We start from the raw sequence: 25,403 nt of genomic DNA on the forward strand, positions 1-25,403 counted from the left end.
GATGAGCTCCTCGTGGGACTTCTTGACCTGGAGGTGGACCTTCGCGCGGGCGAGGAGCTCCTCGGCGGCGAAGGGCTTGTGCACGTAGTCCGTGGCGCCCTTCTGGAAGCACTCCAGGCGGGTCTTCAGGTCGCCGCGCGCCGTCAGGAACAGGATGGGGACCTTGGGGCCCGGGAAGGCGTGCCATTCCTTCATAAGGTCCATCCCGGTTCCGTCGGGCAGGCCGATGTCGAGCACGGCCAGGTCGGGGCGGTTGGCGGCGAACAGCCGGCGGGCCTCGGCGGCGGTGTCGCAGGCGTCGACCGCGAAGCCCTCGGACTCTAAAATCGTTTTGCAGTAGCCTTGAATATCGAGGTCGTCCTCGACCACGAGCACCCGATGGGACATGACCGCAGTTTAGACGGATTCCGCGCGCGGCGCAAGTCACCCCCCCGGTGGCGTAAATAGGCCTTGAATATCCGGGGCGGCGGGGTTACCCTGAGGGTGCCGAACCCCTCTATGTCCCGTTCTCGTCGCGCCGTCGTCCTCCCGTCGGCCGCCCTCCTGGCGGCCTTCCTCGCGCTCACCGCGGCTGCTGCCGGCGCCGGCACGGACCTCGAGAACCCCTCGACGGCGGACATCCGGGTGCTGCGGGCCAAGATCGTCCTGGGCAACGATCTGCCGGCCGCGGAGAGCTTCCTCGGCGACGTCAGGGCTCAGGAGACCGTCAAGGCCGGAGACCCCGCCGCCTACCTGGAGGTGTTCGCTCGCGCCACGGAGCTCGCCGACCCCAAGGGCGTGCTCGGCGGGGAGTCCTCGGTCCACTCGATCCGCCAGAGCCTGAGCAAGCGCATGGACTGCGCGTTCTGCCTCGACGGCGTTCTCTTCCCGGCCTGGGCGCGGAAGAACCTGCCCGGCATCGGCGAGCGGACGCTCGCTTCGCTGGGCGAGGTCCTGTGGAACTGGGACAAGCTGTCGGCGCGCCAGAAGGCGTGGGCCGTCGCGCGCAAGCAGGACGCGGGCTGGGCCAAGCTCCCGTTCAAGGCCCGTCACGAGACGATGCGCGCCTGGGCGCTGGCCGAGCGCGACGCGATGATGAAGCTCAACCCCGCCGACGCCGCGGCCGCCGCGGACTTCTACGCGCGCGTCTACGAGGTCTCCGAGGCGCTCAGCAGCCACGAGATGTCGGGGCTCTGGAAGCGGTCGGAGGAGATCACCCAGGCGGCCTCTTCGCTGGCCGAAGCCCGCGCGCGCGTCGCGATGAGCAGCGACCCGCGCCAGAAGGCGCTGCTCGCCGAGGCGCTCTCCGCTCCCACCACCGAGGCCCGGCTCGCCGCGCTGGCCAAGATCTTCGAGAACTACGGCGAGCGCCCCGCCTCCCTGCTCGCCGCCGCGCCGCCGCGCGACGACCAGAAGTTCGACGCGGACTCCCGCAAGCTGGTCGCGTCGATGCTCAAGAGCGCCCTGCTCAAGGAGACGGAGGGGACCTTCGCGGGAGACGACCTCAAGGCCTTCTACGCGCGCGTGCCGCTGGAGGTCACCTTCACCACGACGAGCATGAGCGCCCTCGGCTGGTATCATCACGGCGGGGACACCTTGTACTTCAACGAGCGCTACGTCGAGGAATACGTGAAGACCCACGGGGCGACGATCGAGACCCTCAAGCGCGACCCCGCGCTGTTGCAGAACCTGGCCCGCATCTTCGCCTCGACCTTCGTGCACGAGGCCCAGCACCACCGGCAGGACGTCTGGGCGCGCGAGAACAAGATGCCCCGCCTCTACCATCAGGGCGACGAGGTCGAGGCGTTCCAGACCGACGCCCTGTTCATGATGCAGAAGCTGCGCGTGGACAAGAAGTTCGCCGCCTGGGCCGAGAAGGAGGCGGAGACCTCGAGCGTCGTCCGGGGGGACCTCTCCTACGCCAAGCGCATGGAGTCGGAAGGCCCGGGGTACTTCGACCGGACCATCCCGAACGCGCACTACCCGGAGACCCTCTCGAAGGAAGGCGGCGCTTGGTGCGCGATCCTGTGGCACAACTCGGTGGCCAAGCCGCTCGAGGCGGAGCTCGAGCGCCGCGCCGCGCTGCCGGAGGCCGCGCGCAAGCGGCTGGAGGCCGGGGCCCCCGCCCTCAAGGCGTCCTACAAGACCTACGCGGCCTTCCAGGCCGACGTCCTGAAGGCCTCGAGCGTGACGATCGAGGGTTACGTCAAGGACGAGCGGGAGCGCGCGGCGAACGCCGCGAAGCACTACAACGCGCTGCGCGGACGCCAGGAAGCGGTGGCGGCGACGACGCGCGAGCGCTACAATATCCTCGAACCCCGCGACGGGGTCCGCACCGAGCGGGGCATCGACGCCGTGCCGATGCCGTTCGGGCTGGACAAGGAGTGACCATGACGCCGATACTCGCTTCTCTTCTGCTGGCGGCCGCCCTCGGCGCCTCCGCCGCGCCGCCGGCCGGAGGCAAAAAAGTGGAACGCCAGGAGAAGCCCGCCGTCGTCGACGCCTCTTACGAGGTGTTCATGCCGGCCGATTGGGCGATCGAGCGGCGTGCCGGCGGCGCCGTGTTCACCGGGCCCGCGGCGGACGGCGTGTCCTCCCTGATCTCCGTGCGCTTCGTGCGTCCCGACCACCCTCAGTACGCCACGCCCGAGGAGTACATGAAGCGCCTGACGCGCCCCTCGTCGATCCCGGTCAAGGGCTGGAAGGACGGGCCCGTGGAGAAGGCCGCGGTCGCGGGCCGCAAGGCCCTGCGCCTCGAGCGCGACACGACCGAGTTCTCCGCCCCCCGCACGATGTCCCCGAAGGAGGTGCCGATGCGCGAGGAGCATGTCGCGGTGTCCGCGAAGAGCGGGTTCTACCTGCTCATCTACACCGCCCCGGCCTCGATCGACGAGGCGCAGCGCCGGGTGTTCCGCGCTTTGGTCGAGAAGGGCTTCAAGCCCAAGCTCTGAGCGGCGGGCCGCCGCCGGCTCAGTCGGCTTTCGAGTGCGGCGCCAGACGCATGGCGGACACGCGCGGGTACACCGACCAGAGGGTCCAGGACAGGATGAACAGGAAGCCCGCCAGGCCGGTCGCGGCCGCCGGAGAGGCGCCGAGGGCCCGCGCCGCGGTATAGACCTCGACGACGACGCCGAGGCGGAGCGCCGCCAGCGCCCAGCCGATCAACAGCGACGCCGAGTCGAGGAAGCGCTCCGTGGAGAGGCCCGGCTCGCCCAGCCGGTGGAAGGCGGCGGGCGTCAGCAGCAGGAACATCGAGACGATCACGAGGACCAGGCCGGAGAGGTGGCAGAGGCGCAGGCTCTCGCCGAGCCGGTCGTACAGCGCGGGCGTGAGGATGGAGAGCAGCAGGAAGCCGGTCAGCGCCTGCACGCCGACCGCCATGACGCGGCATTCCTCGAGGAGGTGCCGCGCGTCCTCCTCGGGCGAGACCCGGTGCGTGGAGTGTATCGTCATCGACCACAGGGTAGCATGAGCCCGCGGGCGTTCCCATAGACGCGGCGGGACGGTTTTGTGTGGGCCTTTTGCCGCCGGGGAGGTGGGTCCGTCGGCGCTGACGGCCGCGGCGCGGAGGTGTTAACCTGACGGCGCATGGTCATCGAGACGGTCATCGCCCTTCGCCTCGCGGCGGGAGCTCCCGCGCCGGCCCTCTCCGCGCCCGCGGCGCCCGCGCTCGCGCTCCCGCTCGCCGGGACGTCCGCGCCCCTGCTCGCCGCGTCGGCGCCGCAGCTTCCTCCGGCGCCCGCGCCGGTCCCGGCCGCGCCGCTCGACCTGTCGCCGGCCGCGGGCGTCTATGAGCGCAGGGGCGTGGGGCTCCTCGTGTTCGACGCGAAGGACTCGACGGCGCTGCATCTCTCCGAGGGGACCCGCCGCGCCCACGCGCTGATCCGGGACGCCGTCGACGGCGCCGAGGGCGCGGCCTCCGCGTTCGACGGGCGCGTGATCCGCCGCCTCGGGGACGGCAGCCTGATCGCCTTCCCGACCTACGGCGCGGCCCTCGCGGCCGCCGAGGCGATCCAGCGGGACAGCGCCGCGCGCGCCGCCGCCGGGGCCAAGGTCCCGAAGCTGCGCGTCGGCGTGCACGCCGGCCGCGTGCTCGTCGACGCGACCGGGGCCGCCCCGGAGATCTACGGCCGCGCGGTGGAGAAGACGCTCGCGCTCGCCGCGTCCGCCGACGGCGGCGCCATCGCGACCGAGGACGGCGCCGAAGGCGCGCCCGCCGCGGCGGCGCGCGCCCCGGACGCGCCGCGTCCCGTCGATTCCGTCCGGGTCGACATGGCCGCGACGATGTTCGCCTCTCTCGACGGCTGGACGACCGCCTACGAGCGGTACGGCCGGCGGCGGTCCTACGCCGCGGTGAAGGCGTTCCACGCGTTCGTGCGCGAGGCCGTCGAGCGGCGGGGCGGCCGCGTCGTCAAGACCGAGGGGGAGACCGTCATGGCCAGCTTCCCGACGGCCGAGGCCGGCGTGAAGGCCGCCGCCGCCATCCAGGGACGCATGGCCGACCTGCGCGCGGCCGCCCCGCTCGGGCGGCTCATGCGCGCGCGCGTCGGGCTCAGCTGGGGCCGGGTCATCCGCGAGGAGCGCGCCGGCGAGGTCGACTACTTCGGCAACACCGTCAACGCCGCGGCGCGCCTGATGAGGCTCTCGGGCGACGGCGAGGCCCTGATCGGCGGCGCGGCGGCGCGCGAGCCCGGCGTCGCGCCCCTGCTCGAGGGCGCCGCGCGGGAGACGACGCGCCTGAAGGGCTTCGACGGCGAGATCCCTGTGGCGCGCCTCAAGGCGGCGCCCCTGCCGCGGGACGCGGCCGCGTCCGCGCGGCTGCGGAAGGTCGCGCGCGAGGCGCGCGCGGCTATCGTGCCGGCGCCAGACGCGAGATGACGTCCGTGAACTGGAACGGCTTCGTGATGTAGTGGTCGGCCCCGGCCGCGAGGCCTTCGGCGACCTCCGCCGGGTCCTTGCGCGCGCTCAGCACGAGCACCGGCGGCGTCTTACCCGCGCCCTTCAGCTCCCGGCAGATCTCCAGCCCGTCCCCGTCCGGCAGCCCCCGGTCCAGCAGCACCGCGTCCGGCAGGCCGCCTTTCAGATGCGCTCGCGCCTCGGCCAGGCTGCCCGCGACCTTCACCGTGAAGTCCTCGTTCTCCAGGACGAAGCGGAGGAAGGAGGAGATGTCCTCTTCGTCTTCGATCACCAGTACCCAGCTCATATCCGCAGTGTAGACCCGCGGCCGCGGAACGTCATTACAGGATGGATAGTTTTCGGTGAAGCGGCGGCAAAAATCCGGTAAAGGGGGCGACGGCGAGCCGGACTGTTTCCGGAAACAGTCAGCGGCGGGCCGAGAGGCCCGCGAGAAGCTTGAGCCAGAGAGACGAGACCAGAGAGTCCCGTATCTCGCCCTTGGGAACCCACTTCGCTTCGAGCGGAAGCGGGCCGGCCAAGGACGCCTCGCGCAGCTCGACGCTCAAGGCGTGGTGAGTGATCGAGTGCGACGCCCTGGCGAGAAGCCTCCCGGCCGCCGCTTCGATCTTCCCGGCTTCAGGAAGCCCCCAGAGGTTCTTCAGCAGCCGTTCCTGGTCCGAACGCCGCCACAGCAGGACCTTCCCGTCCCTCTCGATCCAGAGGCAGGTCCACTTCACCGGCACCGGCTTGCGCGCGGCCTCGGGGAGGGGGAGCCGGTCCTGGAGGCCCTTCTTGAACGCGACGCAATGCCTCGCGACGGGGCACGCGCCGCAGGACGGGGAATCCGGCGTGCAGACGGTCGCGCCCAGCTCCATGAGCGCCTGGTTCCAGTCGCCGGGGTCCTTCTTCGGCAGCAGGCGCTCCGCGAGCGGCCACATCTTCTTGACGAACGCCGGGTCCTTCGCGCGTCCCTTGAGGCCGAACAGGCGCGAGAAGACGCGGATCACGTTGCCGTCGACGAGCGGGTACGGCTTTTGGAAGGCGATGGAGAGGATGGCGCCCGCGGTGTAGCGGCCGATCCCGGGAAGCGCCAGCACGGCGTCGAACCCGGAGGGGAACTCTCCGCCGTGGTCGGCGACGACGGAGAGGGCCGCGCGGCGCAGGTTGCGCGCGCGCGAGTAGTAGCCGAGCCCGGCCCAGTGCTTGAGGACCTCGTCCTCTCCGGAAGACGCGAGCGAGGCGAGCGAGGGGAAGCGGCGCAGGAAGGCCTCGTACTTCGGCGCGACCGCGGCGACGGTCGTCTGCTGGAGCATGATCTCGGAGACCCAGACGCGGTAGGGCGTCGAGTCCTTCCGCCAGGGGAGGTCGCGCTTGGCGCGGGCGTACCAGGTCGTCAGATCGCGGCGGAGGCCCGCGTCGTTCATTCCTGTATGATGAGGTTGTTGAGGACCGTGTCGACGCCGCGCACGCCCGCGGCGAGGCGGCGGATGATGCGCTGCTGGTCGCCGTTGGGCACGATGCCCGACAAGGTGGCGGCCCCCGAGTTGACGTCCACGGTCACGTACTTGAGGTCGAGGTCGCGGCGGCCGCGCAGGACGGCCTCGAGACGGGCCTTAGTCGCCTGGTCGGAGAGGTCCTCCTCCTGCGTGTTCCCGCGGCAGGACGACGCGGCGACGGTCAGCGCGGCGAGCATGGCCAGCAGGAGGGGCTTCACGAGAAAATGATAACATTTCATCCCTTGTCCCGCCACCCGGCCCGACTCGTCCTCGCCACGCGCAACGCTCACAAAGCGTCGGAGATTTCACGCCTTCTCGGGGTTTCCGGGACGGCGGTCGCCGCGCTCGACGCCTACCCGCCGTTCCCCGAGACCGTCGAGGACCGGGGCACCTTGGAGGGCAACGCGGAGAAGAAGGCCGTCGAGGCCGCGCGCGCCTGCGGGACCTGGGCGCTGGCCGACGACTCCGGCCTGTTCGTCCTCGGCCTCGGCGGGGCCCCGGGCGTGCATTCCGCGCGGTACGCGGGCCCGGGCTGCACCTTCGCCGACAACTGCGCCAAGCTCCTGCGCGAGCTCGACGGCAAGACCGGGCCGATGCGCGCGGCGTATTTCCGCACCGTGATCGCCCTGGCGGACCCCGACGGGAAGGTCGAGTTCGCGGAGGGGAAGCTCGAGGGGCTGATCGGCACGGCTCCGCGCGGCGACGGCGGCTTCGGCTACGATCCCTTGTTCACCTTGACCGACGGGAGGACGCTCGCCGAGCTCGGCCCCGACGAGAAGAACGGCATCAGCCACCGCGGCCGCGCCCTGCGCTCGATCCTGCCTCGCCTGCGCGAACTGCTCAAGGCGGAGGCGTGAGCATGCCGATGAGAACGGAGAGTTTCAACCACAAAGACACAAAGACACGAAGAACGGAAAGAAAGTTAACGGCAACGGCGTTTTCCGTTGACTCTTCATCCGTTCTTTGTGTCTTTGTGTCTTTGTGGTTCATTCTCGCCGTTGCCGTCCTTCCGTCGAGCGTCCGCGCCGAGAAGACGGAGCCGGGCCAGCAGACGATCTGGGACCAGATCATGGCCGCGCAGGCCGTGCGCGGCATGCGCCAGGGCCACCGCTACATCGAGGATAAGAAGTACGACCTCGCGCTGCAGGAGATGCGGCGCGCCGTCGCCGCCGACCCGAAGAACCCCGTCGGGCACATGCTGCTCGGCGTCGCGCAGTACTGGAACGGCCAGGTCGACGAGTCCATCGGCTCCTACAACACGGCGATCGGCCTCGACCCGGCGAGCGCCCAGGCCTACCTGCTGCTCGGCATCTCGCACGCGTGGAAGGGCGACGCGGCCGCCTCGGAGAACGCCTTCCGCAAGGCGACCGAGCTCGAGCCGGGCCGGGCCGACGCGCAGATGAACCTGGGTTCGATCCGCGAGTCGCGCGGCGACGTGCCCGGGGCCCTGGCGCTGTTCCGCAAGGCCGTGGACCTCGACGCCAAGAATCCCCTGTACCGCTTCCAGCTCGGCCAGCTCTACCGCAAGCTCGGACGCGACGCCGACGCCGCGGAGCAGCTGCGCGAGGCCGTGAAGCTCGAGTCGAGCTACGAGGACGCGATGCTCGAGCTCGGCTGCGCCGAGGAGAGGCTGAAGGAGGACAAGGCCGCGATCGCGACGCTGAAGAAGGCGGTCTCGCTCAAGCCCGGCGACTCCGTCGCGCGCATGCGCCTGGCGCGGCTCCAGCTGAAAGCCGGGGACCGCTCCAGGGCCCGCTCGACTTTGATCGACGCGTTCCATCTCACGCCGGAGGTCGGCGGCCCCGGCCTGCAGCTGTCCGTCGCCTACGCGGGCGGCAAGCGCGCGGCCAGGCCCGGCGAGGCCCCCGAGGACCCGAAGGCCAAGGAGCCGGAGCCGTCGCCGGAGACCGACCCGCTGGCCGTCTTCGAGAAGAACCTGCGCCGCGTGCCGCTCGAGCAGGGCGCGATGATGAAGGTGGACGCCGTCTTCCTGCCCCGGCCCAAGCTCGTCCGCAGCGAGCCCGGCGAGGGCCGCAGCCTGAAGAAGGCGCTGGCCCGCGCGCATGAAGGGGGGCCGGGAGGCGAGGCCTCCCCTCAAGCCGTGCGCCGCGACTACGCCCTGAAGCCCGGCGACGCGCGGTCCCGCGAGACGCAGGTGAGCCGGATCATGGACGACCTGCGCAAGACGATGCGCGAGGCTCCCGCCGACACCGACGCCCGCCTCGGCATGAACCTGACCTTCACACGGCCGGTCAACGCCGGCCGTGCTGATAGCGAGACCCCGGCGAAGGTCAGCTATCAGCCGCGCCAGGTCGGCAACGACATGGGCCTCTGGGTCATCGGCACCGGCTGGATGGCGCTCGTCGCCGAGGTCCTGCCCGAGAACGGGGAGAAGCCGGACCATCCCGACGACGCCGACTGGTGGACCGCCACCGGCCTCGCCCACGCCGCCGTCGGCGAGGGCCAGCGCGCCGACAGCGCGTTCCGCCGCGCGACGGAGCTCGACCCCGCCTCGGTGCCGGCCTGGCTCGGGCGCGGCGTCTCCTCCGTCATGATCGGCGACGAGACCGGCGCCGTCGCGGCCCTGCGCAAGGCCCTCGAGATCTCCCCGAAGAACAAGGCCGCCCGGGACGGCCTGAAGTGGCTGCTGCTCCCCGCGGCCTCGAAAGCCCCCGGAGACAAGGAAAAATGAAGAAGGACGACCGAGCCATAAGGCGAGGAAATGCCCCCTCCACACGCCGTCGGGAAGGGGGCCTGATGAAGTCGTTCGTGCGCCGCATCCATTTCGTCGGCATCGGCGGCGTCGGGATGAGCGGCATCGCCGAGGTGCTCAACAACGTCGGCTACAAGGTCTCCGGCTCGGACGCGAAGTCCACCGAGACCACGCGCCGCCTGCAGGCGGCGGGCGTGCGCGTCTTCGAGGGCCACTCCGCCGCGAACGCGAAGGGCGCCCAGGTCGTCGTCGTCTCGTCGGCGGTCGCCGCCGGCAACCCCGAGGTCGCGTACGCGCGCAAGCGCGGGATCCCGGTGGTATTGAGGGCTCAGATGTTGGCCGAGCTCGGCCGGATGAAGAAGACGGTGACGGTGGCGGGCTCGCACGGCAAGACCACGACCACCTCCCTCGTCTCCATGGCGCTCAAGGAGGCCGGCGCGGGCCCGACGATGATCATCGGCGGCCAGCTCAAGAACATCGGCTCCAACGCGAAGCTCGGCGTCGGCGAGTACCTCGTCGCCGAGGCCGACGAGTCCGACGGCTCGTTCCTGTTCCTGACGCCGCTCGTCGCGGTCGTCACGAACATCGACAACGACCACATGGACCACTACAAGACGATGGACGCGCTCAAGGACGCGTTCGTCGCGCATCTCCAGCGCCTGCCTTTTTACGGGGCGGCGGTGCTGTGCGCCGACGACCCCGTGCTCGGCTCGATCCGCGCCAGAGTGACCCGGCCCGTCGTGACCTTCGGCTTCGGCCCCGGCGCCGACTGGCGCGCCAAGAACGCCCGCCTGGGCAAGGACGGCTCGGTCTGCGACGTCCTTCACAAGGGCAGGAAGGTCCTCACCCTTCGGCTCCGCGTCGCGGGCCGCCACAACGTCTCGAACGCGCTCGCCGCGCTCGCGGCGGGGCACTTCCTCGGCTTCGACCTGAACCGCCTCGCGCGGGGCCTGGCGGATTTCAGCGGCGTCGGCCGCCGCATGGACCGCCTCGGCGCGGCCGGCGGCGTCGAGTTCGTCGACGACTACGGCCACCACCCGACCGAGGTGCGCGCCACGCTCGCCGCGGTCGCGGGGCTGTGGAAGGCCAAGCGCGTCGTCGTCATCTTCCAGCCGCACCGCTTCACCCGCACCAAGCTCTTGTCGCGCGAGTTCGGCTCCGCGTTCAAAGGGGCCGACCAGGTCTTCGTGACGGACATCTACGCGGCGGGGGAGAAGCCGATCCCCGGCGTCACCTCCAAGGTCATCATCGACGCCGTCCGCAAGGCCGGCGTGAACGCCCAGCCCTTCCCGGGGGCGCTCGAGGCGGCGCGCGACCTCCGCCCCGGCGACGTCGTGCTGACCCTCGGCGCCGGCGACGTGTGGAAGATCGGCGAGGACCTCCTGCGCCGCCGCCGCGGCGGCAGCGCGGCGGGAGTCTGAGATGGGAGCCAGGCTCAGCCAGCACTTCCTGCGCGACGAAGGCGCCCGCGACGCCGTCGCGGGCCTCGCCGACGCCGGCCCCGGCGACCGCATCCTCGAGATCGGGCCCGGACGCGGCGCGCTGACCGGCCGCCTGCTCGCCGCCGGCGCGCAGGTGACCGCCGTCGAGCTCGACGAGATCATCGCGGGCAAGCTCCCGGGCATGGTCGGCCCGGAGGCCGCGAAGAACCTCAAGACGATCAACGAGGACTTCCTGCGCTTGGACCTGCGCGAGCTCGGCCCCGGGCCCTTCATCGTCGTCGGCAACCTGCCCTACGCCGTCGGCACGCCCATCCTGCAGCGCCTGCTCGACTGGGACGGCTGGACGCGCGCGGTCCTGATGTTCCAGCTCGAGGTCGGCGAGCGCATCGTCGCCAAGCTCGGCGGCGCCGACTACGGCCTGCTGTCGCTGTCGGTGCTGGCCCGCGCCGACGCGGAGCTGGCCTTCGAGGTCCCGCGCACGGCGTTCATGCCGATCCCGAACGTGGAGTCCGCGGTCGTCGTGCTGACCCGCCATGCGGTCCCGCGCCTGCCCGCGGCCGAGGAGAAGGGCTTCTGGCGCCTGGCCAAGACCGCGTTCTCCCAGCGCCGGAAGATGGCGGCGGGCGTCCTCTCCAAGGCGCTCGGCAAGCCGCGCTCGGAGGTGGACGCGGCCTTCAAGGCCGCCGGCCTCGACGTCGCCGCCCGGCCGGAGGAGATCCCGTTCGACGCCTGGCGCGCGCTCTCCCGCGCCTTATGTCCCTGAGGCGCTGGGCCTGGTGCGGCCTGGCGGCCGCGCTGCTCGCCGCGGCGGGTCTCCGCGCCGGCCTGACCGTCCACCGCTACTACGACACCGACGAGCTCGAGCACCTGCACGCCGCCCTGCTCGTCGCCCGCGGCAACCTCCCGTTCCGCGACTTCTTCGAGCATCACGGCCCGCTGTTCTGGGCGGCGCTCGCGCCGGTCGTCGATCCGCCGCACGATCCCGCCGCCAAGGCTCTCGCCGGGCGCCTCTTCGTCTCCTTGTTCTGGCTGGGCGCGCTCCTGCTCGCCGCCCGTCCGCGAAAGGGCGCCTCGCCGTTCGAGGGCGCGCTCGCCGCCGCCTGGCTCGCGGCCTTCGCCGCCTTCGCCCAGAAATCGCTCGAGATCCGCCCCGACGTCCCGGGCATGCTCCTCGTCGCCGCCGCCGCGTACGCGCTCGCGCGTCCCGGCCGGGAGGCGGGCCCGCTCGCGGGCGTCCTGCTCGGCCTCGCGCTGTGGTGCACGCCGAAGGCGGCCTTCCCCGCCGCGGGGCTCCTCCTCGGCGCGGCCTGGCGTCTCCCGGGCAAGGACCGCGCGCGCGTCCTGGGCCGCGCGGCGCTCGGCGGCGCCCTCGTCGCCGCCGCGGGCTTCGCGTACTTCGCCGCGCGCGGCGGCCTCGGCCGCCTGTGGTCGTACTACTTCCTCTACAACCTGGGCTTCCCCGGGGCGAACGTCTCCTGGAGCGCGACGCTCAAGCCGTCGCTGCTGAGCGACCCGCTGATGTGGGCCGCGGGGCTGTGGGGCCTGCGGCGCTGGCGCGAGCGGCCCGAGGAGGCCGGAGCGCTGGCGTTCGCGCTGGGGGGGCTCGCGGTGACGCCCTCGGCGTACCCCCAGCATCTCCTGTTCGTCGCGCCGTTCCTCGCCGGGTTCGCGTCGCGCGAGGCGCTCCATTGGGCGGGGACGCGGACGCGGCGGGGCTGGATCCTGGCCGGCGCCCTCGGGGTCTCGTTCGCGGTCCCGGCCGCGAGCGCCGTCGGGCTGATCCGCTACGGCAATCAGGAGCAGAAGCATAGGTGGAAGTGCGCTACGGACATGCTTCCGAACGGGGCGGCGGTGTGGGACTCGTGGACGGGAGATACGTTCCATCGCCCCCACGCCGCGTTCATCTGGTTCATACCCGACGACAGCCAAGCGTATTACGAGCCCGCGTTCCTGGAACGCCAATACACCGACGCCCTCGCCGCGCCGCGCACGCGCGGCGCGGTCAGATGCGTGTCGTGCCTCGAGAGATTGCCGAAGGAGATCACGATCGCTTTTGATAAATACTTCGAGCCCTCCGGCTGCGGAAGGTTGTGGTTGAGGAAACGGGGCGTATGAAGGTCCGGTATAACGAGTACTCCATCGCCGTTGCGATAAGCATCGTCGTTTTCGTTGTCTTTTACGCCGCGTCGCCCCCCGCGGCTTTCCTTCAGTGGGACGACGCGGCGAATTTATTATCCAACGACAAATGGCGAGGCCTGTCTTGGCCCCATTTGAAGTGGATGTGGAGCACTCGCCATTACGGCCCGTGGCAGCCGTTGTCGTGGTTGAGTTGGGCTGTTGATTTTAAGTTGTGGGGCCTCGATCCGGAATCGTTCCGGCGAACAAACATCGCGCTTCACAGTTTGACCGCCGGCTGTTTCTTTTTAGCGTGCCGTCGATTGCTCCCGCGCGAGACCTCCACGCCGTTGCCGTTGGGCGCCGCAGGCGCCGCGCTGTTCTTCGCGCTCCATCCATTAAGGGTCGAATCCGTGGTGTGGATCACGGAGCGTCGCGACGTGTTGTCGGGTCTCTTCGCCGTTCTGTCCGTCTATCTCTGGCTTTTGGATCGACGCCGCCTTTCCGCGGCCGCCTTCGCCGGCGCGGCGCTGTCGAAAGGGACCTCGATCGCCGTTCTGCCGTTCATATTTTTCATAGAGCTCTTCGTCCGGCGCCGGGACGCGCGGAAGACCGTCGCGAGCCTTCTTCCTCACGCCGTCATCGGCGTTTTTGCGGCGGTCAAGAATCTGGGGGGGTTCCGAACGGGGGATCTGCGGGGGCTGGATCTCGGCGCCGTGGATCGGATGCTCGTCTCGCTGTCGGGCGCGTGGTTCTATCTGAGCAAGACGGTCTTTCCGTTCGGGCTTTCTCCGTACTACGAGCTGCCTTTGAACGGCAACGACATACGACTGGGATCGTACCCGGGAGCATTACTGGCGCTGCTCGTCACCGGGTTATGCTTTCACAAAAAGATACGCGCGTGGGCGGTGCCGGTCTGGTTCGCTTACCTCCTCGCGTTGGCTCCGGTGTCGGGGCTGCTGCAGAATGGACGCCAGGCCGCTGCTGACCGGTATTCCTATCTCGCGTGCATGCCCTTCGCCGCGGCGTTCGGGCTCATGCTGGGGGCCTTCGAGGTTCGCCGGCCGCGTGCCGCGGCCGGCGTTTTAGCGGCGACGGCGATCATCCTTGCGGCGGTGACGGCGAGGCAGGCGCAATATTGGAAAAACGACGTAACGTTGTGGACTCGAGCGGTCGGCATTATGCCGACCGCGTACCTCCCGAACTCGAACCTGTCCGTGGCTTTACTCGTCGCTAATCGCGGCTCCGCCGCGATTCCTCATCTTGAGACCGCCATACGACTGGAACCGCGCGACGCCGAGGCGCGGGTCAACCTCGCGTCGATCCTCGCTTCCCAAGGCGACGACGCCGGCGCCATCCGATATTTCTCGGAAGCGGTCGCGCTTCGCGCGAACGACCCGGCTTTCGCCTCCGCCCGTTATAACCTCGGAGTCCTGCTCATAAGACACGGTCATAAACACGACGGCCTCGCGCATGTGCGCGAGGCCGTGCGTTTGAACCCGTCTTTAAAACGCCCTTAAGGGCGGACTTTCGAAAGAAGCCTGTCGGCCTCGGTTTGAAGCGCTTGGGCATTCGTATCGACGTCGCGCGAGTTCCGGTCGAGGTCCATGCCTTCGAAGGTGTACCCCGCCCGCATGAAGTCGAAGTAGGCGAAGCGCGCGTCCATGCTGAACCAGTTCGTCTCGCTCTTGAGCCGCCGCGCGGCGTCGAGCAGGCGCGAGGCGGGGGCGACCAGGGCCTCGTCCTTCTCGGCCGAGGAGGCCAGGAAGCGCAGGTCGTTGAGGCGCCACTGCGCGTCGCGGGTCGTCTGGGCCAGGTCGCGGACCAGGCGCTGGATGTCCCAGCGCAGGGACGGGTCGGAGGGCTGTCCGGGCTGCTGGCCGGGGCGGCCGGGCTGGGCGGAGCCGGCGCGGCGCAGGCGCTGCTGCAGCCAGCGCAGGTCGTTGCGCATGCGCGAGATGTCGCGCTCGTAGCGCTGGAGGTCCCAGGCCATGCCGTCGATCTGCGGGCCCGAGGCGGCGCCCTTGGCCTGGACCTGCGAGGCGCGCAGCGCGGCGATCGAAGATTGCAGCTGCGAAGCGGCGAACTCGAACGAGGGGATGGCGGGGGACGCCGAAGCCGAGACGGCGGCGAACATAAGGACTGCGGACAGGATTCGGACCATTAGACCTACCTCCTAGCCGGGTCCTCGGACCCAGTGGGGCAATTCTACCGCGCGGCGGAGGTCGAAGTCAAGACGGCGGGCAAGGTGAAGTTGAACGCCGAACCCACGCCGGGGAGGCTCTCCACCCAGATGCGGCCGCCGTGCGCCGTGACGAGGCCCTTGCAGATGGACAGGCCGAGCCCGAGGCCCTTGCGCTTCTGGACGTTGCCGGCGGTCTGATAGAACCGGTCGAAGAGCATCGGCAGCTCGTCGGCGGGGATGCCGGGGCCGGTGTCGATGACGCTGAAGCGCACGAACTGTCCGTCGCGCTGGGCGGTGCAGTCGACGGTCCCGCCCGCGGGAGTGAACTTCAGGGCGTTGCTCAGGAGGTTCCCCAGCACCTGCAGCACGCGGCGCGGGTCGGCGTTCACGAGCAGGGAGTCGCCGACGGGGCTGCGCCAGTGCAGGCGGACGCCGCGGCGGGCGGCCTCGAGCTCGACGGACTCGACGGCCTCCTGAAGCAAGGTCGCGCCCTCGATGGGATGGCTCTCCACGGAGAACCCGTCGGACTCCAGGCGCACGGCCTCCTGCAGATGGTCGACGAGGCCGATCAGGCGCTCGGCGTTGGAGAGCACGGCCCTGAGGGCCTTCTGGATCTCCTCGGGGCTGACCTTCTCCTTCGTGACGTAGGACGCGTAGCCGTGGATGACCGAGAGGGGGTTCTTCAACTCGTGCGCCACATCCTGCATGAGGCGCGTCTTGGCGTCGAGGCGGTCCTTGAGCTCGGCGAGGCGTTCGTGGGCGCTCATAAGGTGAGTAAGTTGATTGTAGCACGGTTTCCGGGCTTTTTAGTAGGATGAAGGGCGGTTTCCCGCGCCTATTTCCACCGGAGGAAGCACCATGATCGACACCTCGCAATTCAAGAACGGCCTCGTCTTCGAGGACGACGGCCAGATCGTCCAGATCATCCACTTCCAGCACCACCGCAAGTCCCAGTCCGCCGCCGTCTACCGCGCGACCTTGCGCGTGCTCGAGACGAACGCCGTGCTCGAGCGCTCCTACGCGTCCGGCACCAAGTTCCGCGAGGTCCCCGTCACCAAGCGAGAGAAGACCTACAGCTACGACGAGGGCAGCAGCGCGGTGTTCATGGACAACGAGACCTACGAGCAGATCCACTACCCGAAGGAGCTTCTGGGCGAGCAGGTCAAATTCCTCAGAGAGAACATGGAGGTCCTCGCCGTCTACGTCGACGACAAGCTCACCGGCATCGAGCTTCCCGCCAACGTGGTCCTCACCGTGGTCTCCACCGTCCCCGGAGTGAAGGGCGACTCCGTCTCCAACATGGTCAAGCCCTGCACCCTCGACACCGGCCTCGAGATCAACGTGCCCCTGTTCGTCAAGGAAGGCGACAAGATCCGCGTCGACACCCGCACGACCTCGTACGTGGAGCGCGTCAAGGAGTGACTCTTTGGTGTCAGGCTCGCAAATTCGTTGAATTTGCGGAGTCCGGCGCCGGAGAATTCAACGAATTTGCGAGCCTGACACCATGATAAAGGGCGTCATCTTCGACATCGACAACACGCTCACCGACTTCATGAAGATGAAGCGGTCGGCGGTGGACGCCGCCGTCGAGGGGATGATGGACGCGGGCCTGCCGGGCGCGAAGGAAGACCTGGTCAAGGAGTTCTTCGACCATTACTGGAAGGAAGGCATCGAGGACCAGAAGATCTTCGACAAGATCCTGAAGGCCAAGCTCGGCCACATCGACTATAAGATCCTCGCCAGCGGCATCCTGGCCTACCGGCGGTCCAAGAACGGGACGATGACCTTGTACCCGCGCGTCAACCAGGCCCTGATCGAGCTGATGAAGATGGGCATCAAGCTCACCGTGATCTCCGACGCGCCGAAGATGGAGGTGTGGCTGCGCATCGTCAGCCTCGGCCTGCACCATTACTTCGACGAGATCATCACCTCCGAGGACTTCGGCGTCAAGAAGCCCGACCCCAAGCCTTTCCGCAAGGCGCTCGAGGTGCTGGGCACGAAGGGCGAGGAGACCCTGATGGTCGGCGACTGGCCCGACCGGGACGTCAAGGGCGCCAAGGGCGCCGGCATCCGCACCTGCTGGGCCAAGTACGGCGACACCTTCGGGACGAAGGAGTCCGGCGCGGAGTTCGACGTCGACGACATCTACGAGGTCGTCGGCATCATCCGCAAGGAGAACGGCGTTGCGGCTTAGCCGAGTCGCCGCCGTCGTTTGCTCGGCTCTTCTCATCCTACCTAGCCCGGCGGCGGCGTTCCGCATCGAGCGCCTGGCCGCCACGGCCGGTACCGCTCCGGCGGGCGCGGCGGGAGGCTCAGGCGGATATAACGTCATCGGCGAGCAGGTGCTCGTCAATTTTTCGACGGTTGCGACGAGTGTTCAGCGTGCGGCCGTCCTGTCCATGGCCGGCGGACTATCGATGGAGGCCGTGTCGACGCCCGGTTGGTTCTTGATCACGCTCTCTTCCGGCGCCAGCGTCGCTCCCGCCCTGGCCGCGCTCGCGGGAATGCCGGGCGTGACTCAGGTCGCCCCTAATCGCGCGATCCCGCTCGCCGCGTATCCGAGCGACCCGCTCGTCGCCTCCCAATACGCGCTTTCGAACGTCGGCGCCTTCGCGGCTTGGGACTACGACACCGGATCGAAGGGGCCCGTAACGATCGCGATCATCGACACCGGCATCGACGGCACGCATTCGGACCTGAGCGGCAAGCTCGTCAATTCCGGGGCGATCCAAAGCCAGTATTTCCCGGTCGCCGGCGGCCAGGCCGCGAATCATCCACCGACGACCTCTTGCAATCACGGCACCCAAGTCGCAAGCGTTGCCGCCGCGTCGACGAATAATGGGGTCGGCGTCGCGGGTGCTTCGTGGGGCGCCCGCCTGATCTCTCTGAAGGTATTCGATCCGGGTTGCGCGACCTCGTCCGATCTCGCCATCTCCAACGCGATCAACTACGCCGCGAACACGCTGCAAAACCACGCGGCTATCGGCAAGCTCGTCGTCAATCTCAGTGTCGGCGGTCCCGGCGGCTGCAACGCGACGGGTCCTCTGACGAACGCCGCGCTCGCCAACCTCGTGACGACGCGGCAGGTTCCCGTCGCGATCTCAGCGGGCAACAACGGCGTTCAACAGTGCACGGACGGCGGCAACCAAGGGGTGATGGCCCCGGCAAACTGCGCCGGCGTTTCGGCGGGCGCGGGCATCATCCCGGTCGGCGCGACGGATTCGATGAACAACGTCGCCTCATTCTCTTGCCGAGGCGCCGAGCTCGCCGCGCACGGAGTCTCCGCCCCGGGCGTAGGCGTCGTCGTGGACTCCGACGGCGGCGGCACGACGACGAATTCCGGCACCTCTTTTTCCGCGCCTCTCGTCGCCGGACTTATGGCGTTGATGCTGTCGACGAACCAGACGCTGACCCCTGCCCAGATAGAAGCGTACCTTCGCGCGGGCGCTTACAGCGTCGGCGGCCAGTCCTTCGGCCCGCAGGGAACTGCCGCGGGTGCGGGTCTCGTGAACATGTTCAACACTATGCGGCTCACGACGAACGGCACTCTGGCCGGTTTCGACGGAGAATCGAAGCCGATTGCCTTCCCCAACCCGTTCAAGCCATCCGAGAGCGGTGCAGTGTCTTTTGCTCTCCCGCCCAGCCTGCAGGGCACGCGCATCGGCATCAAGATCTACACCCTCGACGGGATCTTCGTGCGCGAGGTCAACGGCCTGTCCTGGAACGGCAAGAACACCGAAGGGAGCGCGGTCGCCAGCGGCACCTACGTCTTCGTCGTGACGACCTCCGCCGGCACCGGCCGCGGCCGCCTCTCCGTCCTGCGCTGAGCGGGGCGCCCGGTAAAAATCCGGTAATTTCCTCTTAAATCCGTGGCCAAATTCTTCGTGCGGGGGTATACTCGCCGATAAGGTCAGCCATGAAACTCATCCTCGCCTTGGCTCTGCTTCTTCCCGCCTTTCCCGCCGGCGCGGCGGCCCCGGAGACTCATCCCGACCTGGTCCGTCTCGAGCAGGACCTGACACGCAAGCAGGACGACAAGAAGGAGAGCCGGATCACCGCCGAGGAATATGCCGAGTGGGAAACCGGTTTCCGCTCGCTGCTCGAGGCTTCGGAGGCGAAAGTCCCGCCGTCGTCCGAAAACACGGCGGCGCGCGCGCGGATCGCGGCGCTGCTCGGCGAGCGCGACCTGGCGGGCGCTTCGTTGGAACGCGCCCTGGAAACGGACCCCGAGAGCCCTATTCTTCTCCGTACGAAAGGACAGCTTCTCTACGAAAGCGAGGACTACCCGGGCGCGGCGGAGCGTGGGCTTCGAGCCTGGGAGAAGAGCGGTCGCACCGATAGGGCCGCCTGGGCGCTTTACCAATCAGCGAAGGGGAGGGGCGCTCCAGCCGGCGGCGCCTCCGCCGCGCCGTCGGGCGGTCCGGCGCCGACCCAGGGCTCCGCCGTCGCTAAAGCCGATGAATCGAGCCGGCCGTATAAGCTTCCTGTCAAAGGCGGGGCGAAGATCGCGGAGGTCCCGTCCGTGACCGCCGTTCCGGCCGAGAGCAACGGAAACGGGCTCGGGCTGCTCACCACCTTGGGCGTCGGCGCGGGAGTTCTGTTGATCGCCTGGGGGGCGGTGCCCCAGGAAACGAAGGATCATTTCAAGCAGGTGCTTTGGGATCAGCCCAAGCAGGAGGTCAAGGCCGCCGCCGCCGCGACGGCCGTCATCGGCGCGGTTTATCTCGGGGCGACCTATCTGCCGCCTTTATTGGGGGCGGCGGCTTCGGCCGGGCCGGCGGCGCCGGCGCTGGCCCCCGCGTTGGCGGGAGGCGGGTCGGCGGGCGGGGAAATCGTTCTTCAGCAGGCGGCCGTCGGTACGGCCAAGGCGGGACTCCTCGCCGGCGGAGCGGCGATCGGTTTGAATAAGATTTTGGGGCATGTCAGCTATTCCAAAGGGGATTCAGGAGGCGTCAATTCCGGCGGCGAGGTGCCGATCTCAGAAGAAAATGCTGGACACATCTTTCGCGATGCCAAGGGGCATGTCTCCGACAGCCTGGAGAACCGCAAGATGCTTTCGGAGACCGCTGGTGATAAGTCAAACTTCATTGGGGAAGATAAGTTCGGGAACAAGTGGTTCAGTAAGCTTCGATCCGACGGGACCCAGGTGTGGACAAAAGTTCGCAATGGAAAAATTGAGAATGGAGGGGTAAATACCAAGCCCTTGACGCCGCAGGAGATTCTTGGGAACAAGGGAATTTCGCCATGAAGAAACTCACGGAAATTCAGGCGTACGACGCGATGGTTGAATTCTTGAGTGCGTACTACGAGCGGACGCATTCAGACGATGTCGGATCTCTCCTCGGGGACTTGCAGTTGGGCACGGACAGAATTCCGGCCGACCCGGCCGCATGGGGTGATTGGCAGGCCAGCATCTCCAAGGTGATGGCCAAGGGCTCCGACGATCTTTAGGCTCATGTCTTTGTAGGGGCATCCCTCCTTTCCATGAAGCCCGAGGTGGTTTTGAGCAGATATGTGCTCAAAACCCCCGAGGGAGGAATGGAAATCGAAAAAAGAGCCCTATCCCGCCGACCCGCCGCCGCATAGCCATCCCGGCGGTCAAAACATGTAGAATGCCTTTCTAGCGTGAATAAGGCATTTTTGATAGCTTTTAACCGGACGCGGGCCCAACCGGTCGCGGCCCGCGTGCTCAAGGCGGACGACCCCGCTTCGCGCAGCAAGGGTCTCCTCGGCCGGGAGTCCATGGCGGCGGACGAGGGGCTCTGGATCGTGCCGTGCCCGATGATTCACACGTTCTTCATGAAGTTCCCGATCGACGTCCTCTTCCTCGACGCGGACCTCACGGTCCGGCGCGTGATGGAGGACCTGCGCCCGTGGCGGCTGTCGCCGTGGGTGCTGTCGGCGCGCAGCGTGCTCGAGCTCAAGGGCGGCGTCCTCAAAGGCTCGGTGAGGGTCGGGGATCGCATCGAGATGAGGCCCGCATGAGCGACGCGGCCGCCGAGAAGAAGCCCGAATTCCCGACGCCGTCCGGCATCGAGATGAAGCGCTATTACGGCGCCGACACGGTCAAGCCCGGCGACCTGGGCCATGCCGGCGAATATCCGTTCACGCGCGGCATCCAGAAGACGATGTACCGCGGCCGCCTCTGGACGATGCGCCAGTACGCCGGCTTCGGCACCGCCAAGCAGACCAACGAGCGCTTCCGCTGGCTCCTCGAGCAGGGCCAGACCGGCCTGTCCACCGCTTTCGACCTGCCCACCCAGATCGGCCTCGACGCCGACGACCCGAAGGCCAAGGGCGAGGTCGGCCGCGTCGGCGTGCACGTCGGCACGATCGACGACATGGAGCAGCTGTTCGACCGGATCCCGCTCGATCAGGTCTCGACCTCGCTGACGATCAACGCGACCGCGTCGGTGCTGCTCGCGTTCTACGTCGCGACGGCGAAGAAGCGCGGCATCTCCCTGAAGGACCTGAAGGGCACTTTGCAGAACGACATCTTGAAGGAGTTCATCGCGCGGGGAACCTACGTCTTCCCGGTCGCGCCGAGCCTGCGCCTGTGCGCGGACACGATGGAATGGTCGTTCAAGAACACTCCGCAGTTCCATCCGATCTCGATCTCCGGCTACCACATCCGCGAGGCCGGCTCCGACGCGGTCCAGGAGGTTGCCTTCACCTTCGCCAACGCGCGCGTGTACATCGAGAGCCTGCTCGCGCGCGGCATCAAGATCGACGAGATGGGGCCGAAGCTCGCTTTTTTCTTCGGCTGCCACAACCACTTCCTTGAGGAGATCGCCAAGTTCCGCGCCGCCCGCCGCGTCTGGGCGCGCCTGATGAAGGAAAAGCTGGGCGCGGCCGACCCGAAATCCCAGTCCCTGCGCTTCCACGTGCAGACCTGCGGCTCCACGCTCACGAGCCAGCAGCCGCTCAACAACGCGATGCGCGTGGCTTGGCAGGCGATGGCCGCGGTCCTGGGCGGGGCGCAGAGCCTGCACACGAACTCCTACGACGAGGCGCTGTCGCTGCCGTCCGAGGAGAGCGCGTCGCTCGCGCTGCGCACCCAGCAGATCCTGGCCCACGAGACGGGCGTGACCGACACCGTCGACCCCGTGGCCGGCTCCTGGGCGATCGAGTCGCTGACCGGCGAGATCGACGCCCGCGTCTCCGCCAAGCTCGGGGAGATCGAGGCGCAGGGCGGCATGCTCAAGCTCATCGAGGGCGAGGTCCCTCAAAGGGAGATCCAAGAGGCCTCCTACAGATGGCAGCGCGACGTCGAGGAAGGCCGCCGCAAGATCGTGGGCGTCAACACCCTCCAGGTCAGCGAGAAGGACTCGACCTCGGCCAAGCGGCTCAAGGTCTCGCCCAAGCTCGAGGCGGACCAGGTCAAGCGCCTCCAGGCGTTCCGCAAGTCCCGCGACTCGAAGGCCTCGGCCGCGGCCCTGGACCGTTTGGAGAAGGCCGCCCGGACGCCCGACCAGAACCTTTTCCCGCACATCCTTCATGCCGTCGAGTCCCGCGCGACGATCGGCGAGATCTTCGGGACCCTGCGGTCCGTCTTTGGAGAACATCATGGCGGTTAAAGGCCTTCAGCGCCGCAAGACGGTCTCGGAAGTCCTCGCGGAGCGCAAGCTCCTCGACGCCGATCAGCTCAAGAAGGTCGCCGACGAGGCCGCCAAGTCGGGCAAGAGCTTCCAGCAGGCCGCCATCGACGCCGGACTGATCGGCAAGGCGCAGCTCCTCAAGGCCCTCTCGGAAGACTGGCAGGTCAAGGCCGTCGACCTCCTCCAGATGGACGTCGACGCCGAGGTCGCCAAGATCATCCCCGAGGCCGTCGCCCGCCGCCACGTCGCGATCCCGTTCGCGAAGGAGGAGAGCGTGCTGTTCGTCGCCATGGCCGACCCGCGCGACTTCTTCGCCTCCGAGGACATCCAGCTGCGCACCGGCCTCGAGATCCAGCCCTACCTCGCCCTGCCGACGGACATCATGGCCGCGCTCGACGGCTCCTACGGCCGCGGCGAGGGCGAGGCGCTCAACCGCCTGATGACGGACGTCGCCAAGAGCGAGGCCGCGGTCCCCGACGGCGAGGGCATCGAGGTCCAGAAGGAGGCGCCGAAGTCGGACATCAGCGAGGTCGACGCCTCGGCGCCCGAGGTCGAGAAGTTCGTCAACGCGATCATCCTGACCTGCATGTCGATGAAGGCCTCGGACATCCACGTGGAGCCCTTCGAGGACCCGACCGGCAAGAACTCCAAGATCCTCCTGCGCTACCGCGTCGACGGCCTGCTGCTGCCCGGGACGTTCTCCGTGCCGTGGAGCTACCGCAACGCGATCGTCGCGAAGATCAAGATCATGACGAACTCGATGAACATCACCGAGCGCCGCATCCCGCAGTCGGGCCGCATCCAGATATTGGCGCAGGGCAAGCCGATCGAGTTCCGCGTCGAGATGGTGCCGACCGTGTACGGCGAGTCGTGCGTCATGCGCATCCTCGACCGCGCCAGCGTGCAGGTCGACATCATGAAGATGGGTTTTCTGCAGGACACTCTGGACAAGCTCCTTGGACTTTTGAAAGGCATCGGCGGCAAGAAGAACTTCGGCCTCATCGTCGTCTGCGGACCGACCGGGTCGGGAAAATCGACGACTCTATACGCCTGCCTCAACCACATCAACCGCCCGGACATCAAGATCCTCACGGCCGAGAATCCCGTCGAGTACAACCTCGACGGCATCATCCAGGTCCCCGTCAACCCCGACGTGAAGCTCGGCGGCGACAAGAAGTTCGACTTCGCCGCGGCCCTGCGCTCCTTCCTGCGCCTCGACCCCGACGTCATCATGGTCGGCGAGATCCGCGACGAGGAGACCGCCCACATCGCCATGGAAGCCGCGATGACCGGCCACTTGGTCTTTTCCACCATCCATACGAACGACTCCGCCTCGACGATCTCGCGCCTGACCGACATGGGCCTGCCGGCCTTCATGGTGGCCACGACGATCAAGGCCGTCCTCGCCCAGCGTCTCTCGCGCCGGCTGTGCTCGTGCAAGGTCCCTCACGACCCGACGCCCGACGAGATCCAGATCTTCAAGGAGAACAAGGTCGAGCTGCCCGCGGGGATCAAGCTCATGGGCCCGGCCAAGGGAGGCTGCGAGAACTGCAAGACGCTCGGCTACAAGGGCCGCGTCGGCATGCACGAGATCCTGATCATGTCCGACACTTTGCGCGCCTACTGCCTCAAGGACGTCGCCGCCGACAACGTCCGCAGGGAGGCGATGAAGGAAGGGATGCGCCTGATCGTGCAGGACGGCCTCGAGAAGGTCAAGCTGGGCCTGACGACCTGCCGCGAAGTCATCGGAGGCACGGAGTAAGCCATGGCACAGACCAACGCGAACGCGTCCGGCCCGGACATGAACGTCGACCTGGCGCTCGAGCTGTTCTCGATCGCCGGCTCGCTGAACTCGACGACGGACCTCGATTTCCTCCTCCAGAAGATCGGCGCGGCGGCCGAGCAGCTCCTCGACTCGGAGGCGAGCGCCATCATGCTCGTCACCGACGACAAGAAGCACCTCTTCTTCCGCGTCGCCTCGGGCGAGAAGGCCAAGGCGCTGCGGACGATGACCTTGCCGATCGGCCAGGGCATCGCCGGCTGGGTCGCCCAGGAGCGCCAGCCCCAGGTCGTCAACGACACCCGCAGCGACCCGCGCTTCGCCGGGAAGTTCGACAAGGCGTCCGGCTTCGTCACCCGCTCCCTGCTGTGCGTGCCGATGCTGTTCCGCGGCGAGCTCGTCGGCGTCGTCGAGGTCCTCAACAAGCGCGAGGGCGGCTACGGCGAGGGCCACATCGGCCTGCTGTCGAGCCTCGCGAACCTCGCCTCCGTGGCGATCGTCAACGCGAAGATCATGGGCGAGCAGAAGAACTTCTTCTCGCACGTGCTGGAGCTGCTGACCGCCTCGATCGAGACTTCTCGGCCCGGACTCGAGGACTACCCGGTGCGCGCGGCGAAGCTCGCCTGCTCCATCGGCCGCGCCCTCGAGGTCGACGAGTACGAGTACCGCATGCTCTACTACGCCGGCGTCCTGCACAAGATCGGCTACGTCGCGTTCAAGAGCCCCCGCCTGCTCGCCGACCTCGGCGTGACCAGCGCCTCCGACGAGATGCTGCCCGCCTTCTCGGCGCGCATGCTCGAGGGGATCAAGATGCTCGACGGCGCGGTCCCCATGATCCGGCACCATAAGGAGAACTTCGACGGCACCGGCTATCCGGGCAAGCTCGTCGGGGATGCCATCCCGCTGGGCGCCCGCATCCTCGCCCTCGTCGTGAAGATGGAGGAGCTGCGCGCGGCCGGCCTGCGGGACGGGGCTCTCGGCGCCCAGGCGATGAAGGAGGCCCGCGCCGGCTCGGGCAGCCGCTTCGACCCGAGGGTCGTCGACGCGTTTGCCGCCGTGCTCGAGTCGCAGGGAGGAACCTGGTAATGGCCCCGTTCTCGAAGACCGACCACGACGCGCTGACCGGCAACATGCTGGTGATGGGCATCGTGCGCAAGGGGGCCGTGGACTACGCCTATCGCGAGGACGTGCTGCGCGGC

At 68.4% G+C, this 25,403-nt stretch carries 25 protein-coding genes; 18 read left to right on the forward strand and 7 right to left on the reverse strand.

Translation table 11 applies throughout. From position 1 onward, the window contains the following. A partial coding sequence (locus tag HYV14_16090) for a response regulator transcription factor (protein MBI2387510.1) occupies nucleotides 1–387 on the reverse strand: 387 nt, incomplete at its 3' end. A gap of 111 nt (nucleotides 388–498) precedes the next feature. Here HYV14_16090 and HYV14_16095 point away from each other — a divergent pair. Next, nucleotides 499–2,367 carry a hypothetical protein gene (locus HYV14_16095; GenBank protein MBI2387511.1) on the forward strand — a complete coding sequence of 623 codons (1,869 nt, stop codon included), beginning with the start codon at nucleotides 499–501 and terminating at the stop codon, nucleotides 2,365–2,367. A 2-nt stretch (nucleotides 2,368–2,369) separates the two neighbouring features. After that, nucleotides 2,370–2,930, forward strand: coding sequence for a hypothetical protein (locus tag HYV14_16100; protein ID MBI2387512.1), 561 nt, complete (start codon nucleotides 2,370–2,372; stop codon nucleotides 2,928–2,930). 19 nt (nucleotides 2,931–2,949) lie between these two features. Here HYV14_16100 and HYV14_16105 read toward each other — a convergent pair whose 3' ends face one another. Beyond that, on the reverse strand, nucleotides 2,950–3,432 hold the full coding sequence (locus HYV14_16105) for a hypothetical protein (GenBank protein MBI2387513.1): 483 nt from the start codon (nucleotides 3,430–3,432) through the stop codon (nucleotides 2,950–2,952). Between the two features lie 135 nt (nucleotides 3,433–3,567). On the opposite strand from HYV14_16105, the gene HYV14_16110 reads away from it, so the two are divergent. Beyond that, a complete protein-coding gene (locus tag HYV14_16110) occupies nucleotides 3,568–4,857 on the forward strand; it encodes a hypothetical protein (protein ID MBI2387514.1) in 1,290 nt (429 codons plus the stop codon). On the opposite strand, the gene HYV14_16115 is transcribed toward HYV14_16110, so the two are convergent. From HYV14_16115 to HYV14_16125, 3 genes are all read right to left on the reverse strand, one after another. Continuing rightward, on the reverse strand, nucleotides 4,829–5,182 hold the full coding sequence (locus tag HYV14_16115; GenBank protein ID MBI2387515.1) for a response regulator: 354 nt from the start codon (nucleotides 5,180–5,182) through the stop codon (nucleotides 4,829–4,831). The genes HYV14_16110 and HYV14_16115 overlap by 29 nt on opposite strands. A 118-nt stretch (nucleotides 5,183–5,300) precedes the next feature. Continuing rightward, the gene (gene mutY, locus HYV14_16120) at nucleotides 5,301–6,299 is read right to left on the reverse strand and encodes an A/G-specific adenine glycosylase (GenBank protein ID MBI2387516.1); all 999 of its coding nucleotides are present in this window, start codon (nucleotides 6,297–6,299) and stop codon (nucleotides 5,301–5,303) included. Beyond that, on the reverse strand, nucleotides 6,296–6,589 hold the full coding sequence (locus HYV14_16125) for a BON domain-containing protein (GenBank protein MBI2387517.1): 294 nt from the start codon (nucleotides 6,587–6,589) through the stop codon (nucleotides 6,296–6,298). Before HYV14_16125 ends, mutY begins: the two co-directional genes overlap by 4 nt. Nucleotides 6,590–6,595: 6 nt before the next feature. Here HYV14_16125 and rdgB point away from each other — a divergent pair, with 6 nt between their 5' ends. From rdgB to HYV14_16155, 6 genes are all read left to right on the forward strand, one after another. After that, entirely contained in the window at nucleotides 6,596–7,228 is a 633-nt protein-coding gene (rdgB, locus tag HYV14_16130; GenBank protein ID MBI2387518.1) for an RdgB/HAM1 family non-canonical purine NTP pyrophosphatase, read from the forward strand. 122 nt (nucleotides 7,229–7,350) lie between these two features. Then, nucleotides 7,351–9,063: a tetratricopeptide repeat protein gene (locus tag HYV14_16135; protein MBI2387519.1), complete on the forward strand. Its 1,713-nt coding sequence runs from the start codon at nucleotides 7,351–7,353 to the stop codon at nucleotides 9,061–9,063. Nucleotides 9,064–9,128: 65 nt separating this feature from the next. Beyond that, nucleotides 9,129–10,505, forward strand: a complete 1,377-nt coding sequence (locus HYV14_16140; GenBank protein ID MBI2387520.1) for a UDP-N-acetylmuramate--L-alanine ligase — start codon at nucleotides 9,129–9,131, stop codon at nucleotides 10,503–10,505. A 1-nt stretch (nucleotide 10,506) separates the two neighbouring features. After that, nucleotides 10,507–11,289 carry a ribosomal RNA small subunit methyltransferase A gene (rsmA, locus tag HYV14_16145; GenBank protein ID MBI2387521.1) on the forward strand — a complete coding sequence of 261 codons (783 nt, stop codon included), beginning with the start codon at nucleotides 10,507–10,509 and terminating at the stop codon, nucleotides 11,287–11,289. Further along, nucleotides 11,280–12,641 (forward strand): hypothetical protein, encoded by a 1,362-nt coding sequence (locus tag HYV14_16150; GenBank protein ID MBI2387522.1) that lies wholly within the window; start codon nucleotides 11,280–11,282, stop codon nucleotides 12,639–12,641. Before rsmA ends, HYV14_16150 begins: the two co-directional genes overlap by 10 nt. Then, the gene (locus HYV14_16155) at nucleotides 12,638–14,161 is read left to right on the forward strand and encodes a tetratricopeptide repeat protein (GenBank protein MBI2387523.1); all 1,524 of its coding nucleotides are present in this window, start codon (nucleotides 12,638–12,640) and stop codon (nucleotides 14,159–14,161) included. The genes HYV14_16150 and HYV14_16155 overlap by 4 nt, the downstream gene beginning before the upstream one ends. On the opposite strand, the gene HYV14_16160 is transcribed toward HYV14_16155, so the two are convergent. After that, nucleotides 14,158–14,805, reverse strand: coding sequence for a hypothetical protein (locus HYV14_16160; protein ID MBI2387524.1), 648 nt, complete (start codon nucleotides 14,803–14,805; stop codon nucleotides 14,158–14,160). The genes HYV14_16155 and HYV14_16160 overlap by 4 nt on opposite strands. 44 nt (nucleotides 14,806–14,849) lie before the next feature. After that, nucleotides 14,850–15,593 (reverse strand): HAMP domain-containing histidine kinase, encoded by a 744-nt coding sequence (locus HYV14_16165; protein ID MBI2387525.1) that lies wholly within the window; start codon nucleotides 15,591–15,593, stop codon nucleotides 14,850–14,852. A 91-nt stretch (nucleotides 15,594–15,684) separates the two neighbouring features. On the opposite strand from HYV14_16165, the gene efp reads away from it, so the two are divergent. From efp to HYV14_16210, 9 genes are all read left to right on the forward strand, one after another. Beyond that, nucleotides 15,685–16,248 (forward strand): elongation factor P, encoded by a 564-nt coding sequence (efp, locus tag HYV14_16170; protein ID MBI2387526.1) that lies wholly within the window; start codon nucleotides 15,685–15,687, stop codon nucleotides 16,246–16,248. A gap of 82 nt (nucleotides 16,249–16,330) precedes the next feature. Further along, complete coding sequence (locus tag HYV14_16175) at nucleotides 16,331–17,020, forward strand: HAD-IA family hydrolase (protein ID MBI2387527.1); 690 nt, start codon at nucleotides 16,331–16,333, stop codon at nucleotides 17,018–17,020. Next, a complete protein-coding gene (locus HYV14_16180) occupies nucleotides 17,010–18,653 on the forward strand; it encodes a S8 family serine peptidase (protein ID MBI2387528.1) in 1,644 nt (547 codons plus the stop codon). Before HYV14_16175 ends, HYV14_16180 begins: the two co-directional genes overlap by 11 nt. 89 nt (nucleotides 18,654–18,742) lie before the next feature. Next, a complete protein-coding gene (locus tag HYV14_16185) occupies nucleotides 18,743–20,074 on the forward strand; it encodes a hypothetical protein (protein ID MBI2387529.1) in 1,332 nt (443 codons plus the stop codon). After that, nucleotides 20,071–20,277 carry a hypothetical protein gene (locus HYV14_16190; protein MBI2387530.1) on the forward strand — a complete coding sequence of 69 codons (207 nt, stop codon included), beginning with the start codon at nucleotides 20,071–20,073 and terminating at the stop codon, nucleotides 20,275–20,277. The genes HYV14_16185 and HYV14_16190 overlap by 4 nt, the downstream gene beginning before the upstream one ends. A gap of 189 nt (nucleotides 20,278–20,466) precedes the next feature. Next, nucleotides 20,467–20,811, forward strand: coding sequence for a DUF192 domain-containing protein (locus HYV14_16195; GenBank protein ID MBI2387531.1), 345 nt, complete (start codon nucleotides 20,467–20,469; stop codon nucleotides 20,809–20,811). After that, nucleotides 20,808–22,403 (forward strand): methylmalonyl-CoA mutase, encoded by a 1,596-nt coding sequence (locus HYV14_16200; GenBank protein MBI2387532.1) that lies wholly within the window; start codon nucleotides 20,808–20,810, stop codon nucleotides 22,401–22,403. Before HYV14_16195 ends, HYV14_16200 begins: the two co-directional genes overlap by 4 nt. Next, a complete protein-coding gene (tadA, locus tag HYV14_16205) occupies nucleotides 22,393–24,186 on the forward strand; it encodes a Flp pilus assembly complex ATPase component TadA (protein ID MBI2387533.1) in 1,794 nt (597 codons plus the stop codon). The genes HYV14_16200 and tadA overlap by 11 nt, the downstream gene beginning before the upstream one ends. A gap of 3 nt (nucleotides 24,187–24,189) precedes the next feature. Beyond that, nucleotides 24,190–25,290 carry a GAF domain-containing protein gene (locus HYV14_16210; GenBank protein MBI2387534.1) on the forward strand — a complete coding sequence of 367 codons (1,101 nt, stop codon included), beginning with the start codon at nucleotides 24,190–24,192 and terminating at the stop codon, nucleotides 25,288–25,290. The last annotated feature ends 113 nt before the right edge of the window (nucleotides 25,291–25,403 follow it).

Source organism: Elusimicrobiota bacterium, from assembly GCA_016182905.1.
Taxonomy (GTDB): domain Bacteria; phylum Elusimicrobiota; class Elusimicrobia; order UBA1565; family UBA9628; genus GWA2-66-18.

Bases quoted from the DNA above. Each gene is read 5' to 3' on its own strand.
- HYV14_16095 (MBI2387511.1), top strand. From the start codon at position 499: ATGTCCCGTTCTCGTCGCGCCGTCGTCCTCCCGTCGGCCGCCCTCCTG.
- HYV14_16100 (MBI2387512.1), top strand. From the start codon at position 2,370: ATGACGCCGATACTCGCTTCTCTTCTGCTGGCGGCCGCCCTCGGCGCC.
- HYV14_16105 (MBI2387513.1), bottom strand. From the start codon at position 3,432: ATGACGATACACTCCACGCACCGGGTCTCGCCCGAGGAGGACGCGCGG.
- HYV14_16110 (MBI2387514.1), top strand. From the start codon at position 3,568: ATGGTCATCGAGACGGTCATCGCCCTTCGCCTCGCGGCGGGAGCTCCC.
- HYV14_16115 (MBI2387515.1), bottom strand. From the start codon at position 5,182: ATGAGCTGGGTACTGGTGATCGAAGACGAAGAGGACATCTCCTCCTTC.
- mutY (MBI2387516.1), bottom strand. From the start codon at position 6,299: ATGAACGACGCGGGCCTCCGCCGCGATCTGACGACCTGGTACGCCCGC.
- rdgB (MBI2387518.1), top strand. From the start codon at position 6,596: ATGATAACATTTCATCCCTTGTCCCGCCACCCGGCCCGACTCGTCCTC.
- HYV14_16140 (MBI2387520.1), top strand. From the start codon at position 9,129: ATGAAGTCGTTCGTGCGCCGCATCCATTTCGTCGGCATCGGCGGCGTC.
- rsmA (MBI2387521.1), top strand. From the start codon at position 10,507: ATGGGAGCCAGGCTCAGCCAGCACTTCCTGCGCGACGAAGGCGCCCGC.
- HYV14_16150 (MBI2387522.1), top strand. From the start codon at position 11,280: ATGTCCCTGAGGCGCTGGGCCTGGTGCGGCCTGGCGGCCGCGCTGCTC.
- HYV14_16155 (MBI2387523.1), top strand. From the start codon at position 12,638: ATGAAGGTCCGGTATAACGAGTACTCCATCGCCGTTGCGATAAGCATC.
- HYV14_16160 (MBI2387524.1), bottom strand. From the start codon at position 14,805: ATGGTCCGAATCCTGTCCGCAGTCCTTATGTTCGCCGCCGTCTCGGCT.
- HYV14_16165 (MBI2387525.1), bottom strand. From the start codon at position 15,593: ATGAGCGCCCACGAACGCCTCGCCGAGCTCAAGGACCGCCTCGACGCC.
- efp (MBI2387526.1), top strand. From the start codon at position 15,685: ATGATCGACACCTCGCAATTCAAGAACGGCCTCGTCTTCGAGGACGAC.
- HYV14_16175 (MBI2387527.1), top strand. From the start codon at position 16,331: ATGATAAAGGGCGTCATCTTCGACATCGACAACACGCTCACCGACTTC.
- HYV14_16185 (MBI2387529.1), top strand. From the start codon at position 18,743: ATGAAACTCATCCTCGCCTTGGCTCTGCTTCTTCCCGCCTTTCCCGCC.
- HYV14_16190 (MBI2387530.1), top strand. From the start codon at position 20,071: ATGAAGAAACTCACGGAAATTCAGGCGTACGACGCGATGGTTGAATTC.
- HYV14_16200 (MBI2387532.1), top strand. From the start codon at position 20,808: ATGAGCGACGCGGCCGCCGAGAAGAAGCCCGAATTCCCGACGCCGTCC.
- tadA (MBI2387533.1), top strand. From the start codon at position 22,393: ATGGCGGTTAAAGGCCTTCAGCGCCGCAAGACGGTCTCGGAAGTCCTC.
- HYV14_16210 (MBI2387534.1), top strand. From the start codon at position 24,190: ATGGCACAGACCAACGCGAACGCGTCCGGCCCGGACATGAACGTCGAC.